This is a genomic window from Sporobacter termitidis DSM 10068 (assembly GCF_900130065.1).
In the GTDB taxonomy this organism is placed as follows: domain Bacteria; phylum Bacillota; class Clostridia; order Oscillospirales; family Oscillospiraceae; genus Sporobacter; species Sporobacter termitidis.
Map to the genome: position 1 here is coordinate 1 of NZ_FQXV01000011.1, position 13116 is coordinate 13116.

13 protein-coding genes are annotated in these 13116 nt (G+C 58.7%); 8 read left to right on the forward strand and 5 right to left on the reverse strand.

Features of this window, described 5'->3' with window-relative positions:
• The 3 genes from BUB60_RS14100 to rpmA all read left to right on the forward strand — a co-directional run.
• Nucleotides 1-305: integrase core domain-containing protein (locus BUB60_RS14100; RefSeq protein ID WP_143162368.1), on the forward strand; the 305-nt coding region annotated here is incomplete at its 5' end.
• 168 nt (nt 306-473) lie between these two features.
• Nucleotides 474-788, forward strand: a complete 315-nt coding sequence (gene rplU / locus BUB60_RS14105; RefSeq protein ID WP_073080294.1) for a 50S ribosomal protein L21 — start codon at nt 474-476, stop codon at nt 786-788.
• A gap of 41 nt (nt 789-829) precedes the next feature.
• Nucleotides 830-1093 (forward strand): 50S ribosomal protein L27, encoded by a 264-nt coding sequence (gene rpmA / locus BUB60_RS14110; RefSeq protein ID WP_073080296.1) that lies wholly within the window; start codon nt 830-832, stop codon nt 1091-1093.
• 57 nt (nt 1094-1150) lie between these two features.
• Here the strand turns inward: rpmA and secA2 are convergent, their stop codons facing one another.
• A complete protein-coding gene (gene secA2 / locus BUB60_RS14115) occupies nt 1151-3550 on the reverse strand; it encodes an accessory Sec system translocase SecA2 (RefSeq protein ID WP_278277519.1) in 2400 nt (799 codons plus the stop codon).
• A gap of 37 nt (nt 3551-3587) precedes the next feature.
• Nucleotides 3588-3785: a hypothetical protein gene (locus BUB60_RS14120; RefSeq protein ID WP_073080310.1), complete on the reverse strand. Its 198-nt coding sequence runs from the start codon at nt 3783-3785 to the stop codon at nt 3588-3590.
• A gap of 138 nt (nt 3786-3923) precedes the next feature.
• Between BUB60_RS14120 and glpK the strand changes: the two genes are divergently transcribed.
• The 3 genes from glpK to BUB60_RS14135 all read left to right on the forward strand — a co-directional run bounded on the left by glpK (nt 3924) and on the right by BUB60_RS14135 (nt 8137).
• Nucleotides 3924-5408, forward strand: coding sequence for a glycerol kinase GlpK (gene glpK, locus BUB60_RS14125; protein WP_073080313.1), 1485 nt, complete (start codon nt 3924-3926; stop codon nt 5406-5408).
• Nucleotides 5409-5542: 134 nt separating this feature from the next.
• Nucleotides 5543-6388: a DegV family protein gene (locus BUB60_RS14130; protein ID WP_073080315.1), complete on the forward strand. Its 846-nt coding sequence runs from the start codon at nt 5543-5545 to the stop codon at nt 6386-6388.
• A 141-nt stretch (nt 6389-6529) separates the two neighbouring features.
• Nucleotides 6530-8137 (forward strand): type 1 periplasmic-binding domain-containing protein, encoded by a 1608-nt coding sequence (locus tag BUB60_RS14135; protein WP_073080317.1) that lies wholly within the window; start codon nt 6530-6532, stop codon nt 8135-8137.
• Between the two features lie 63 nt (nt 8138-8200).
• Here BUB60_RS14135 and BUB60_RS14140 read toward each other — a convergent pair whose 3' ends face one another.
• Together BUB60_RS14140 and galE are read right to left on the reverse strand one after the other, a co-directional pair.
• A complete protein-coding gene (locus BUB60_RS14140; RefSeq protein ID WP_073080319.1) occupies nt 8201-8872 on the reverse strand; it encodes an epoxyqueuosine reductase in 672 nt (223 codons plus the stop codon).
• Nucleotides 8873-9088: 216 nt separating this feature from the next.
• Nucleotides 9089-10111, reverse strand: a complete 1023-nt coding sequence (galE, locus tag BUB60_RS14145; protein ID WP_073080322.1) for a UDP-glucose 4-epimerase GalE — start codon at nt 10109-10111, stop codon at nt 9089-9091.
• A gap of 194 nt (nt 10112-10305) precedes the next feature.
• Here galE and spoVAD point away from each other — a divergent pair, with 194 nt between their 5' ends.
• Nucleotides 10306-11268, forward strand: coding sequence for a stage V sporulation protein AD (spoVAD, locus tag BUB60_RS14150; protein WP_242941220.1), 963 nt, complete (start codon nt 10306-10308; stop codon nt 11266-11268).
• A gap of 16 nt (nt 11269-11284) precedes the next feature.
• Nucleotides 11285-11653: a stage V sporulation protein AE gene (gene spoVAE, locus BUB60_RS14155; protein ID WP_073080324.1), complete on the forward strand. Its 369-nt coding sequence runs from the start codon at nt 11285-11287 to the stop codon at nt 11651-11653.
• 49 nt (nt 11654-11702) lie between these two features.
• On the opposite strand, the gene BUB60_RS14160 is transcribed toward spoVAE, so the two are convergent.
• Nucleotides 11703-13055: a hypothetical protein gene (locus BUB60_RS14160; protein WP_073080326.1), complete on the reverse strand. Its 1353-nt coding sequence runs from the start codon at nt 13053-13055 to the stop codon at nt 11703-11705.
• Nucleotides 13056-13116 lie beyond the last annotated feature (61 nt).

A 13116-nucleotide genomic window follows, 5' to 3' on the forward strand; every position in this document is an offset into this window, starting at 1 on the left:
AGACGGATAACGGATTCGAGTTTACCAATAGATTCTCTCAGACTAAGAAAAACCTTCCTACCCTTTTTGAGAAAACTGCTGCCGACTTGGGCATCCGGCACAAACTCATCCGCCCCTATACGCCACGTCACAACGGCAAGGTCGAACGCAGCCATCGTGAGGATCAGAAGCGCTTCTACTCATCCCACAGCTTCTATTCTTTCCAAGATTTTTCCGCTCAACTTGCTGTCCATCTTCGTCGCTCTAATTCTATCCCCATGCGCCCGCTTCATTACAAATCTCCGCTTGAGTTCTTGTCTACTTGACTGTCCAATATGTTTGACAATCCTACACCTTTTATTTGTACATATTGTATATTCTTATTGACATCCTTATTATAGGATGATAAACTTAACAGGCCGCTTTGAACGGGCTCAAAGTGAAACATTGTTTCCGCCCCGAGAGCGAGTCTCTACAGTCAGAGGTGAAAGAGTATGACACAGGCAATTATCGAAACGGGCGGCAAGCAGTACCGCGTCAGCGAGGGCGACGTTATTTTTATCGAAAAGCTTCCCCAGGAGGCGCAGGAAAAGGTCACGTTTGACAAGGTTCTCGCCGTTGTGGGCGACGGGGTTTCCAACTTCGGCACGCCGACGGTGGCCGGTGCGACCGTCACGGGCAGCATCGTCAAAAACGGCAGGTCAAGGAAAATCATCGTCTACAAGATGCACGCGAAGAAAAACTACCGCAGGAAGCAGGGCCACAGACAGCCCTACACTAAGGTTCAGATTGAAAAGATCTCCGTGTAAGGGATCTTGACTTAAAGACACTATTTCTGGAGGTGTAAGTCATGGCACATAAAAAAGGCGTCGGTTCCACCAAGAACGGCCGCGACAGTTCGTCCAAGCGCCTCGGGCCGAAGCGCGCCGACGGGCAGTTCGTCCTGGCCGGCAACATCCTTGTCCGCCAGCGCGGCACAAAGATCCATCCCGGCACAAACGTCGGCAAGGGCAGCGACGATACGCTCTTCGCTCTCATCGACGGCAAGGTCCGCTTCGAGCACATGAGCAAAGACCGCAAATGCGTCTCGGTCTACGAGGACCTGGCGCAGTAAGAAAACATAAACAAAAATCCGCTCGGTGCCGAGCGGATTTTTTGTTTATTCGGGGGATTATGATTTGCGCTTTCTTTTCCAGCTTTCAAACAGCATGTTCAGCAGGTAGAGCGGCGCCGACCAGGCGGAAGCGGCGATCTCGCCGACGGCGCCGAAGAGGTTCATCTGCTCGGTGCCGTCGTGCACGAGATAGGTCCTGGTGGAGGTGGGGCCCTTGATCCCCATCTCCAGAAGATCGATCCTGCCGTCCCGGACGGCGACGGCCCCGAAAGCGCGGAGCACGGCGGCGCGGATGTTTTTCTCCAGCAGCTCGAAGCCCTCTATCAGCCTTTCATTATAATGCGTCAGCGGGTCTCCCCGCACCTTGCCCAGCATGAATATCTCGTCCCGGAGACTTTCGACGTACAGCAGATGGTCGGACCAGCACTGGTTCACCGCGTAGAGCGCGATCTGCTTCTGCGCGCGCCGGAACTCCTCCGGGGAAACCTGCGCGAGCAGCCGGCGGTATCCGTCGGGGTCGTCCCGCTCCAGGATCGACAGCGCGGCGCGGCCGAAGAGGATGTCGTCGCGCTTTTTGTGCACGAGCCGCCGCTGGTCCTCCACGATCTGAGCATACTTGAACAGCGTCGTCTTGGCGTCAAACGTCTGCGCCTCGACATATTTCTGGGTGCGGAGGATCGCCCTGGCGAACGCGGGGTTGTCCAGCGGCTCCTCCTGTTTTATGCTTTTGTATTTCGCCGGGATGCGGTCTATGAGGCCGTATTTGACGACGAGCTCGTCTTCCAGGCTGACGAAAAAGCGGCTGTCGCCGGGGTCGCCCTGCCGGCCGGCCCGGCCTCGCAGCTGGTCGTCGACCCGGACGCTCTCATGCCTGTTCGTCCCGATCACATAGAGTCCGCCCAATGCGCAGACCTTGTCGTAATCCTCGCCCCGGCTGCCGCCGAGCCGGATATCGACGCCCCGGCCCGCCATGTTCGTGGAGATGGTCACGGCGCCGAGGCGGCCGGCATCGGTGATGATCAGCGCCTCCTCCGCGTCGTTTTTGGCGTTCAGGACGGCAATTTCCGGAATGTCGGGCCGCAGTACGCCGGCCAGGCGCTCTGATTCCTCAATGCTGCCCGTACCGACGAGCACCGGCCTTCCGGCACGGTGCGCCTTTTTGACCTCCCCGGCGACCGCCCGGTATTTGGCCGCCCGGTGCGTAAAGATAACGTCCGGGTGGTCGGCGCGGACGCACGTCCTGTGGGGCGGGATGACGGTGACGCTTTTGTCGTAGAACTTTAAAAACTCCGCGGCGGCCGGACGGGCCGTGCCCGTCATACCGCAAAAGCCCGGATACAGACGCAGGAAGCTCTGGAGCGTGATGCTGTTCATGATCCGGCCCTGCGTCTTCTGCGCCAGCCCCTCCTTGAGCTCCACGGCGGCGTGCAGGCCGTCGGACCACTGGCGGTTTTTCGCCACGCGCCCCGTGAACTCGTCCACCAGGAGTATCTCGCCGTTTCTGACGATATAGTCCACGTCTCTTTTCAGCAGGTATTCCGCCTGCAGGAGCACGTTGAGCTTGGACAGGAGCTCCAGATTCTTCTCATCGTACAGGTCGCCCAGCCCGAGCTGCTCCTCCAGGAACGCGATGCCCTCGTCCTCCAGATAGATGTTGCTGTCATTCTCGTCGGCGGCAAAATGGCGGCCTCTCCGCAGCCGCGCCACGGCGGCGTACAGCTTTTTTCCGATCTCCACCTGGGACGGCTCGTCCCCGGCGATGACGAGCGGTATCCGCGCCTCGTCGATCAAAATCGAGTCCGCCTCGTCGATAACGGCAAAGCGGAAGTCGCGGAGGACCACGTCGTCCGCCTCAAACGCGAGGAAGCCGCGCAGATAGTCAAAGCCCGCCTCCTTGGCGGTGAGGTACGTGACATCGGCGCCGTACGCCGCCTGACGCGCCCGCCGATCCATGCTCTCGGCGATGTGCCCCACGGTCAGCCCAAGGCGCGCGTAAACGGGCGCCATCCACGCCGCGTCCCTGGCGGCGAGATAGTCGTTGAAGGTCAAGACATGCACGCCTTTGCCGTACAGCGCCTTCAGCGCGGCGACAAAGACCGCCGCCAGCGTTTTGCCCTCGCCGGTGGCCAGCTCCACGATGTCTCCCCGCGCCATGGCGGCGGCGGCCATCAGCTGGACGTCGTGGGGCGTTAACCCCAGCGCGCGCTTTGCCGCCTCGCCCACGAAGGCAAACGCCTCGGGCAGAAGCGCCGCCTCTTCCCCGCCCTGTGCCGCGCGCGCCCGGAGCGCCTCCGCCGCGCGCCGGAGCGCCGCGTCGTCGGCCAGGGAATAATCGTTTGTCTTTATTTTCTGTACGATTTGACCGAGCGGCTTTAAATCGTACTCGATATTTTTTAAATTGACCATTGTCTTTCCTCCGTTGATTTTTTGGAAAATCAAAAACAGCAGGCAAACCACGGCTGTGCCATGGCGCGCTGCTGTATCGGACGGAGGTCTATTCGGTTTTCTGCGTGCGGCGGATGATCGCCGCGAAAGACCGGAACCGCGGGGCTGCGCACATGGCCAGAAAAGCAACGAGACCGGCGACAAGCAGAAACGGCAGAATTTTAGAAACGCTGGCGCACAGATATAAAACGAAGGTTGCCAGAACCGTCGTTATGATAACGACTCTGCTGATATTCCGCGCTCTCATCCCGCCGCCCGCCTTTCTCTGAGATTGTATTAATTATATCACGCCCGCCCCAGATGTCAAACCGCGCCCTGTTGACATCGCCCCGGCGGCGATATAACATGTTTTCAACGCCGTATTCTGCCGTCAAAGGAGCATTGCATGAACAGGTACATCCTCGCCCTGGACCAGGGCACGACGAGCTCGCGGGCCATCATTTTTGACAAGCGGCAGAGCATTATCGCCATGGCGCAGCGCGAGCTTCAGCAGATATTCCCGCAGGAGGGCTGGGTCGAACAGGACCCGATGGAGATTTACGCCTCCCAGTACGCGGTGATGATGGAGGCCGTCACCAAAAGCGGCATCGACATCCGGGAAATCGCCGCCATCGGCATCACGAACCAGCGCGAGACGGCGGTGGTCTGGGACAGGACGACCGGGCGCCCCGTGTACAACGCCATTGTGTGGCAGTGCCGGCGCACGTCGGACCTCGTGGCGGCCCTCGTCCGGGACGGTCACGGGGATTACATCCGAGAAGCCACCGGCCTTGTGCCCGACGCCTATTTTTCCGGGCCGAAAATAAAGTGGATTCTCGACAATGTCGAGGGCGCTGGGGACAAGGCGGCCCGCAGCGAGCTCCTCTTCGGCACGGTGGACACCTGGCTCATCTGGAAGCTGACGAACGGCCAGGTCCACGCCACCGATTACACAAACGCCAGCCGGACGATGCTCTACAACATCCACACGCTGAGTTGGGACGACAGGCTCCTGGAGCTTCAGGGCATCCCCCGGGACATGCTGCCGGAGGTGCACCCGTCGAGCCACATCTACGGCTATGTCCCCCTGCAGGGCGTGATCGTCCCTATCGCGGGCGTTGCCGGAGATCAACAGGCCGCCCTGTTCGGGCAGACGTGCTTTTACGAGGGCGAAGCGAAAAACACCTACGGCACCGGCTGCTTCCTCCTGATGAACACGGGGGATACGCCGGTGGTGAGCCGAAACGGGCTCATCACGACGATCGCGGCGGGCGCCAGCGAGAAGATCGCCTATGCCCTGGAGGGCAGCGTTTTTACCGGCGGCGCGGTGGTCCAGTGGCTCCGCGACGAGATGCGGTTTTTCTCCGACAGCGCCGACGCCGAGTTTCTGGCCTGCAAGGTCAGGGATACCGGCGGCGTCTACCTCGTCCCGGCCTTCACGGGCCTCGGCGCGCCCTACTGGGACATGTATGCCCGCGGGATCGTCGTCGGCCTGACCCGCGGCACGAAGCGGGAGCACATCATCCGGGCGGCGCTGGAGTCCATCGCCTATCAGTCGTACGATCTGGTCGCGGCCATGGAGCGCGACACCGGCACGCCGCTGAACGCCCTGAGCGTCGACGGCGGGGCGTCCCAGAACTCCTTTCTCATGCAGTTTCAGGCCGATCTCCTGGGAAGAGACGTCCTCCGGCCGCGCGTTTACGAAACGACGGCGCTGGGGGCGGCCTATCTCGCCGGGCTCGCCGTCGGCATGTGGCGCGGCCTGGACGAAATAAAGCGCCTGTGGAGCATGGAGCACCGGTTTGAGCCCAATATGGACGAGGCGCGGCGCACCGGCCTCCTTGACGGCTGGCGCAGGGCGGTCGGGCACTGCCTGGGGTGGCGCGAATAAGCGCTGGGGCTTGCATCTGACCGGGAGGCAGGTTATAATTGCCTTAACTGTCACACGCATATACGAACGCTATCTGAAATAGCGCCGCAAGCGCGCGTCGTATCTATGCGCTATTGCTTTGGGGGGACAGCAGCATGCGTATTAAAATCACATCGGACAGCACCTGCGACTTAACGAAAGAAATCGTCTCCAAATACGATATCACGATCATCCCGCTCCCTATTATCAAGGGCGACGTCTCTTTCAAGGACGGGGTGGATATCACGCCGGAGGATATTTTCGAATACGTCGAAAGCGGCGCCGGCGTCTGCCATACGGCCGCCATCAACGTGGGCGATTATCAGGAGGCTTTCAGGCCGCTGGCGTCCGAATACGACGCCGTCATCCACTTTACGCTCAGCAGCGGCATCTCCAGCTGCCTGCAAAACGCACAGCTCGCCGCCTCGGAATTCGACAACATCTATGTTGTGGACACGCTCAATCTGTCCACCGGCAGCGGCCATCTGGTGCTGGACGCGGCCATCATGGCGCAAAACGGCGCGGCGCCGGCGCAGATCGTTGAAAAAATAAACGCGCTGGCGCCGAAGGTCGAGGCCAGCTTCGTCATCGACACGCTGAAATACCTATACAAGGGCGGGCGCTGCTCCGGCGTGGCCGCGCTGGGCGCCAACGTCCTGAAGCTCAAGCCGTGTATCGAGGTCGTCGGCGGGAAAATGGACGTGGGCAAAAAATATCGCGGCAACTTCGACAAGGTCATCCTCCAGTATGTGGCGGACCGGCTGAAGGACCGGGACGATGTCGATTACCGGCGCATTTTTGTAACGCACCCCTCGGGCGTGCCGAAAGAGGTCTGCGACGCCGTCATCAAGGCGGTGCGGTCCTTCGGCCCCTTTGAGGAGATCATCGAGTCTCAGGCCGGCTGCGCCATCTCCAACCACTGCGGCCCCGTCTGCCTGGGGATTCTGTTCTACAGGAAATAGTACTTATCTGCATAGCTTTGGAAACCGCCCGATCATTATAGGGCGGTTTTGTTTTTTCTTGAAAAGCAGCAATTAAATGATATAATTAGATTAATTTTACATGCATCCCTTATTTTAGAATTAGACAAAGGGGCTGAAATAATGAAAAAACTTAGAAAGATCACCGGAGCGATCCTATCTTTTGTCTTCCTCCTCTCTTGTATCGGCGGAGCGGCTTATGCCGCGGAGAGCCCTAAAACCGTCAGCCCGACGAATTCGGCAGTCTTTATAAACGGTACCTCAGTTTCTTTTCAGGCCTATACTGTAGACGGCTATAACTATTTCAAGCTCCGCGACATTGCCAAGGCTCTGACCGGAACCGGAAAGCAGTTTGACGTTGGCTATGACGGCGCAAATAACGCGATTACCCTGACGCCGGGAAAAGCCTATACGCCCGTTGGCGGGGAGCTGTCGGCCGGTGTCCCCGGTAACCAACCGGCAGCGGCGTCGACATCAAAAATTTATCTCAACGGCAATCAGATCAGCCTCACCGCCTATCAAATCGGGGGTTACAACTATTTCAAGCTGCGCGATATCGGCGCCGCTATAAATTTTGGTGTCACTTATCATCCCGGCACAAACGCGATCGACGTGGACACCTCGGCGGCCTACAGCGCCGAAACCTCAAATGCCGGCTTCTTCGACCCTACCGTAGACTATACGAAGCATCCCAGATATAAAATTGTGTATCTGATGATTTCGAGCGGCACTTTATACGACGCGATGAGCAAATCGTATAACAACTGGGCTGACAGGATGAACTGCGACTACACCGACTGGACGGCCAACGCGGATTTAGACCTTTACATAGAAACCCTTCAGACCTATGCCATCCAGGGTATCGACGGTTTCCTGCTTGACGCGGACCTCTCGCTTTATCCACGAATCGAAGAAATCACGAAGGAGCTGAATATCCCCTGGATGAGCGGTATGGCAGCCCCGCAGGACGACAGCGGCGCTCTCATTCACCCGACCGTTGTTTTTGACAACGCCAGGATGGGCGTTCAAATGGCTTCCTGGGTCATCGACTATGCCAAAAAGACGTGGCCGAACGCCGCAGCCTCTGAAATCGGCATGCTCTCCATGGACTTCTCGATAGTTCCGGTCATCCACGCGCGCACGACGGGCGCGCAGAGCGTCTGGAAGCAATATTACCCGGAGCAGAGCGCGCACTTTTTCATTGCGGACGGTGTTGTGGGTACGCTCGATTCTGATACCGGTTACAATCTCGCCGAGGCGATTTTCGCCATGAACCCCAATATCAAGTATTGGCTGATTTGCGCTTTCTTTGACGATTATGCCAGCGGCGCCGCCAAAGCCGCCGCAGCCAGCGGCATGAGCGACCGATGCGTTATCATCGATGTCGGCGGCGCCGCGCTGGTCAATAATTGGGATAATGGCGAAAACAGCAGCTGGAAGGCTTCTGTGTTCGCATCGCAGGCGCTCTACGCAGAGCCGATTGTCGGCGGTCTGTATGCGCTGATGGAAGGGACAGCGACCCCCGAGACATTATGGCCCGATTGGGTCAACAAAAATGCCGGGGATAAATACGCCACGATTCAGACCCCCGTCGCCGTCATAACACAGGACAATTATCAGGAATATCTTGAGTGGGTTGATTCCTATACCGGCTTCAACGAATCAAATTACCCGTATCACGGAACGCAGTTTACGTTGAGGGCGACGCCGCCCGCCTCATATCACGGTTAAGCAAGCGACACCATAATAAAGGGCATATACGGTAAATCCGTATATGCCCTTTTTGCTATAATTTTATATCCCGAACCGCATCGGGCAGACGGCGCGGCAACTGTTGCAGTTTGTGATCTCAAAGCCGCGGGCGTTCTCGAAGTATGTATTGGGCCGGCAGAGCTTCTGATTGGCGCCGGTGCCGTCCAGCGCGCCGACGGGACAGCTCTCCAGGCAGCGGCGGCAGCCGTCGAGACAGATGCTTTCGGCATCGTCGTCCGACGGCAGGTCAAGTTCCAGAAGGACGGCGCCGAAATTGAGCGTATTGCCGTATTTCCCGTTGAGCAGCAGCGCGCTTTTGCCGAAGGCGCCGAGGCCCGCCAGCGCGGCGGCGTGCCGCATGGAGATGAGGCCGCGCCCCTCCAGCTTCTCGGCGTCCCAGTACTCATAGGGGCCGTCCGACGGGAGCGGTACCGCCGCGCCGCCGTAATTGCGCTCGAGCTCCAACGACGCGTTATACGCGATCCTGTCCAGCTCGATTTTCGTGATGGCGCTGAAGCGGTTGTAAATAACCCTCGGGCCGGCCTCGTAGAGGCCCCTCGGTATGGCGACGCCGAAGACGGCGACCGACTGACATTCCGGATAAATGTCGCGGGGATGGAACCCGGCGGGCGCGCCGCCGAACCTGTCGATATTCGCAATGCCGCAGACGTCGGCGCCGAGCTTTTTGAATAATTTTCTGATCTCTTCCTTCATTGCCGGCGCTCCTTCCTATAACGCATCCCCCGCTCCGGCGGGGGATGCTGTGCTTTCAGGGCTTTTCGTCAAGCCGGGAAAAGCCTATTTTTTAAGTCTATGACGGCAGACACCGGGGTATGTAAAAAATCTGCGCGGTTATCATTTTCATACCGGAGCGCGGCCCCGACGGGGTCTGGGCGGAGCCCCACCCGGGATCATAGGGGGCGGAGCCCCCTATACTTCTATCGGGCGGGCGGGTGGGCAATTTTTCTGCCAGTTCCACGCATCGCGGCACATGTCCTCCAATGTGCGCTCGGCCTTCCAGCCCATAAGCCGGCAGGCCTTTGCAGAATCCGAATAATATTCCGGTAAATCACCCTCACGCCGGGGGGCGATGGCATACGGTATTTTGATCTTGTTAGCACGCTCAAACGCGCCCACAATGTCCAGGACGCTGTAGCCGACACCGGTGCCGAGGTTGAACACTTCGACGCCCCGGTACGCCGCGCCATATTTAAGGGCCGCCACATGCCCCTTCGCTAGGTCGACAACGTGGATGTAGTCCCTAATGCCGGTACCGTCCCTGGTGGGATAATCGTTGCCGAAGACGTTGAGTTTTTCAAACTTTCCGACGGCCACCTGCGAGATATACGGCATCAGGTTGTTCGGTATACCGTTGGGCATTTCCCCGATCAGGCCGCTGCTGTGCGCGCCCACGGGATTGAAATAACGCAGCAGCACCGCCGAAAGCTCGCCCCGGGCGGCTGACGCATCCTTAATGATCTGCTCGATCATCAGCTTTGTGCTGCCGTAAGGATTCGAGCAGGGGCCGGCCGCCATCGTCTCGACGTAGGGAATGGCGTTCAGCGGACCGTAAACAGTCGCCGAGGAGCTGAAGATGATGATGTTGACGCCGAATTGTTCCATCGTTTCAAGGAGCGTCAGTGTGCAGTCCAGATTATTGCGATAATAGCGCAGCGGCACCTTGACCGATTCGCCGACGGCCTTGTAGCCCGCAAAATGAATCACGCCGCCGATCCGTTCCTTTTCAAAAACAGTACGGAGGCCTTTTTTATCAGCAACATCGACATGATACACCGAGACATTTTTGCCCGTGATTTTCTCGATCCTGCCGACGGTCTCCGGCGAACTGTTGGAGAAATTGTCGGCAATGACGACCTCGTACCCGGCGTTTAAAAGCTCCACGGCCGTATGCGAGCCGATATAGCCCGCGCCGCCTGTCAGAAGTACTTTCATGAAAAGGCCCCCATATGCGGTAATTTTATACAGTATATCACAGCTTATCGGCGCGGACAATCGTCTGTTTTCGCGGCTGCGTCATAAATCAGGCAAAAAGGTCAATCCTAAAGCCAGACTCAAACGTGAGGTGATTTAATACGAGCAAAAAGCATGTCGGAAGTCAGAGCGTCAGCTTCCCGAATCCGCCGTCCATCGCGGCCTCGGCCTGCATCGTCGGCAAAAAGGAGGGCGAAGGGCCGCTGCGCGACAGCTTCGACACGATCATAGAGGATTCGTATTTCGGGGAAAAGACATGGGAAAAAGCGGAGAGCACCATGCAGAAAATGGCGCTCCAAAAGGCGCTCGAAAAAGCGAACCTGCCGCCGACCGCCCTGGAATTTATATTTGCCGGCGACCTCTTAAACCAGTGCATCGGCTCGACCTTCTCCATGCGGGACATGGGCATTCCGTTTTTCGGACTGTTCGGCGCCTGCTCGACGATGGCGGAGAGCCTGGCCCTGGCCTCCATGGCCATCGACGGCGGCTTTGCCGACACCGCCGCGGCCATCACATCCTCCCATTTCTGCACCGCGGAGCGGCAGTTCCGCTTTCCGCTGGAATACGGCGGCCAGCGCACGCCCACGGCCCAGTGGACGGTGACCGGCTCCGGCGCCGTCATTCTGACCGCCGAGGGCCCGGGGCCGTACGTGAAGCATATAACGTGCGGCAAAATCGTCGATGCCGGCATCAAGGACGCCAACAACATGGGCGCCGCGATGGCGCCCGCCGCCTACAGCACCATCAGCGCGCATTTCAACGACCTGGCGCTGCGGCCGTCCGACTACGACCTGATCGTCACGGGAGACCTTGGCGCGATGGGCGCCGAAATCCTGGTGGATTTCTTTAAAAACGACGGCGTCGATATCTCGCACAATTACAACGACTGCGGGCTCATGATCTTCTCCCGGCAGGAGCAGGACGTCCACGCCGGGGGCTCCGGCTGCGGCTGCTCTGCCAGCGTCCTGTGCGGGCACCTGCTGAACGGCATGCGGGACGGGCGCTGGAAAAAGATTTTATTCGCGCCGACAGGCGCCCTCCTCTCGCCCACCTCGACGCAGCAGGGCGAAAGCATCCCCAGCATCTGCTGCGCCATTGCCATCTCAACACAAAAGTAGGAAAGGACGGACATTCATGAGCGTTGTCTTTGAATATCTCAAGGCGTTTCTGGTGGGCGGCGCGTTCTGCCTCATCGGGCAGATCCTGATCGACAAAACAAAGCTGACGCCGGCGCGCATCCTGACGTCGTACGTCGTGGCCGGCGTCATTCTCGGCGCGGTGGGGATCTATCAGCCGCTCGTCGACTGGGCCGGCGCCGGCGCGACGGTACCCCTCACCGGCTTTGGCAATGTCCTGGCCGAGGGCGTGCGGAAGGCCGTCGACGAAAAAGGCGTCCTCGGCATTTTCACCGGCGGCTTCACGGCGGCCGCCGCCGGCATCTGCGCGGCCATCTTTTTCGGATACCTCTTCGCGCTGATCTTCAAGCCCGGCGACAAAAGCTGAAAAAAAGTGGCTGTCTTTTTTAAGACAGCCACTTTTGTCAACTTATTCTTTATTCGTTTGGCGTGTTCTTCTCTGCCAATGACTTTTTTCTGTTGGCGAGCATTTTGGCGACGCCGTTTTCCATGGTGATGAAGCAGAAGATGCCCACAGCAAGGCCCCAGTTCAGATTCAGCATGTAGATAATGCCGCCGGTGAGCCCGGCAACGCCTGCCGCGATCTTATCGCCCTTGACCTGGTCAATGGCGATATAGGAGCACGCAAACGCCTGGATGATATAGGTACAGGCCAGCGCCACATGAAGGACGGGGCCTAAAAGCGTGACGATCGGGAAAATCAAAACGCAGATCGTCGTGGCGAGCTTGAAGGAGCCCGCGCCGCCGAACATGGTCTTCATGGATTCCTTGCCGGCCTTATAGCGCTCGCCGACGGAAACGGTAACGGCGGCCCACAGCGGACCTGCCATCGGGGGATACGGCATGAAGAGCGCTAAAATCAGGTTTCTGACGCCGGAAATGACGTTTGTGCGGTTGGAGTTGAAGTCGAGCTTCTCATCCGGGCGCGCTTCCTTCGCCTCCTGCAGGACGGCTTCCGCCGTGATGATATCGCCGAAGGCGATGATGTAAACGGCAAGCGCCATCGGGATCAGCGTTATGAAGGTCTGGAGCGACGGAAAGCCGATTGAGAACGGGCTGGCCGTTCTGAACAGGCCCGCGAAATCGAACGGGGTGATGATGCGGCTTGTGAATACCGGCAGCTGGACCTCGCCGGTGGCAAAACCGACGATCATCGCCACCACAAGGCTCGAGAGCATGCCGTATTTGCCGATTTGCCTGAGCACCTTGCTCTTGGCGCTCGCGTTTTTATAAGCGACGGAGAAAACGACCACCAGCGCCACGACGCAGCTGACGATGATCGTGATCGGCGCCCCCTCGACGTAACCGCCCTTGCCAAAAACCTTGGCGACAGCCGCGATCGAAACGCCGAACAGGATACCGGCCTTCAGCGAGCCGGGGATGATCTTCATGATCTTATGCGCCAGGCCCGTGATGCCGAGGATCAGAAAGACCAGCGACACGAGGATCTGGAGCGCGATCATCGCCTCAAGACGCGCGGTGGGGTCGACATCGACGGTGGCATAGCCGCTCAGGAACACGGTGATAAGCGGGAGCGCGGAGGCGATCCATCCGGGGACGACGGGGTCGGCGAACAGGACGTGCAGGAGTCCGAGCGCTTCGGCGACGAAAACGGCGGCGTAGGCCTGCGGGTCGGTGAGCCCGAAGTTCTCCTTCAGGATCGGCAGCGCCGAGAGCCCCACGGCGATAAGCAGAACGGCCTGAAGTATTTCCGGCGACTCGAGCTTATAGTGGACAAACGGGATCTTCATTTTGATTTTCTTAGACATTTTTCCCTCTCCTTCTGATCTTATATATAAAAAAGCCGGCAGACCGCATCGCGCAGGCGAT

Coding starts and splice junctions, on each gene's coding strand:
- rplU (WP_073080294.1), top strand. CDS start 474: ATGACACAGGCAATTATCGAAACGGGCGGCAAGCAGTACCGCGTCAGC.
- rpmA (WP_073080296.1), top strand. CDS start 830: ATGGCACATAAAAAAGGCGTCGGTTCCACCAAGAACGGCCGCGACAGT.
- BUB60_RS14120 (WP_073080310.1), bottom strand. CDS start 3,785: ATGAGAGCGCGGAATATCAGCAGAGTCGTTATCATAACGACGGTTCTG.
- glpK (WP_073080313.1), top strand. CDS start 3,924: ATGAACAGGTACATCCTCGCCCTGGACCAGGGCACGACGAGCTCGCGG.
- BUB60_RS14130 (WP_073080315.1), top strand. CDS start 5,543: ATGCGTATTAAAATCACATCGGACAGCACCTGCGACTTAACGAAAGAA.
- BUB60_RS14135 (WP_073080317.1), top strand. CDS start 6,530: ATGAAAAAACTTAGAAAGATCACCGGAGCGATCCTATCTTTTGTCTTC.
- BUB60_RS14140 (WP_073080319.1), bottom strand. CDS start 8,872: ATGAAGGAAGAGATCAGAAAATTATTCAAAAAGCTCGGCGCCGACGTC.
- galE (WP_073080322.1), bottom strand. CDS start 10,111: ATGAAAGTACTTCTGACAGGCGGCGCGGGCTATATCGGCTCGCATACG.
- spoVAE (WP_073080324.1), top strand. CDS start 11,285: ATGAGCGTTGTCTTTGAATATCTCAAGGCGTTTCTGGTGGGCGGCGCG.
- BUB60_RS14160 (WP_073080326.1), bottom strand. CDS start 13,055: ATGTCTAAGAAAATCAAAATGAAGATCCCGTTTGTCCACTATAAGCTC.